General features: G+C 44.1%; 1 protein-coding gene. It reads right to left on the reverse strand.

What is annotated here, in order from left to right; translation table 11 throughout:
* Positions 1–23: 23 nt before the first annotated feature.
* Positions 24–1,409 carry an ISKra4 family transposase gene (locus JWJ90_RS22630; RefSeq protein WP_205229482.1) on the reverse strand — a complete coding sequence of 462 codons (1,386 nt, stop codon included), beginning with the start codon at positions 1,407–1,409 and terminating at the stop codon, positions 24–26.
* Positions 1,410–1,551: the final 142 nt, after the last annotated feature.

Here is a 1,551-nt window from a genome sequence, read left to right on the forward strand (position 1 = left end):
GGGTGCATCCGCTACTTATGGCATTATTTAACCCGCCGGATCCTTTTTGGGCGTGATGCTCTCTGCTGCTTTGCCTTTTGCTCATACTCCTCAAAAAAGGAATCGAATTTTGAATTGTACTTGGCACATCGCAGTTTGAGGATGTTGTTTGCATAATCAACTTTCCACCAGGCGCCGGATCTCTTGAGACGAATATTGCTGATGAACTTATTGGCACTCTCAATCGCTCCACTGCCAAGCGGGTACCCACCTCGCCGCAAACGACCGTACTCGATTCTGCCTTTGTTCTTTGTCAGGTAGTTTACCAACTTAGTTCTCTCTGTTTCAGCAGTGGCTGTCTTACATTTCATTCTTTTCAAGCCAGCGATGACATGAGAGGCATTGTTGTGAAAGAGCCGGACCTTGGTTTGCTCTATCCACTCATCCCCTTTTTTCGACCCAGCAAACTGATGTTTGGCAAAATCGTGGAGGTGTTCCGAGCAGTGGAAATAATCAAGGACTTGGCGGCAGGTTGGGAAATATTCTTTGACGCAGTCCCATATCCAATCGGCTCCATCACCTACAAAACACAGGCGAACTTTATCCTGCGGAATAATATCCTTGTCTCTTAGCTCGGCAAGGAATCCCCGAAATTCAGTGACATTGCTGATTTGATGCCAGCTTAACAGGTGAACGATCTTATCCTTGTCGAGCAGGTATCCACGAATCCCTTTAGCTTCCCGCCAATGATGAGGTTGCCCTTTGTCTTCTGTCCTTATTGGGACCATGGCACCGTCAGCAGAAAAGACCAGAACTGGCCTTCGATAGTTTTCCTCCGAGATATCTTCTATGATTTTAGATAGTTCTTGAGAAGTAGGAGTTATCTCTTCAAGGCTGATTTCATCGGCGACTTGATTGGTGAGTTTATGGACAGTGTCTGCGGAAATGTCAAAACGATAAATCTCGTTCATCATTTCTGCAGCTTCCTCAAAAGTTTCCTTGGAACCGAAGAGAGAAGCTATTTTTTGTACATCGTACTGGTACTTGCCATCCCTCAAATTAAGAGCATTTTCGTACGGGGTATGGACGGCTTTACATTTGGGGCACACATAGTACGGGCAGTCAATGACAAGAGTGCCAATAGTGGTAACGCACTCTTTTTTCGTGGAATATTTTTTATGAGCTTTGCTCCCGCAAGGAGTGCATGTCGGAGCTTGTACCTGCCGATCAAGTTCACCTTGAATGACAATCTGGACTAATTCGGGATCTATTGACGGGTACTCTTTCCTGATCTTGTTAATTATCTCAAAAAGCGTGTTGTTGGGCGCATCAACACACTGGATAATGTGAGCAATTTTTTGATCGAGAATATTATCGTACATGTCTTTGTAACACTTGGGCCAATTCCGAATTTTCCGCACAGTCGCCATGACACAACCTCCTGATTTAACGGAATATTATATCATGCAAAAAGCAGCATTTAAACAAAAAAATAACGTAAAGCATTAAAATAATTAATCAAACAGGCCAACTTCGATCTACAGGGCAATTCCATAACTATCGGATGCTCCC

This window comes from Desulfobulbus rhabdoformis (assembly GCF_016919065.1).
Classification (GTDB): Bacteria; Desulfobacterota; Desulfobulbia; order Desulfobulbales; family Desulfobulbaceae; genus Desulfobulbus; species Desulfobulbus rhabdoformis.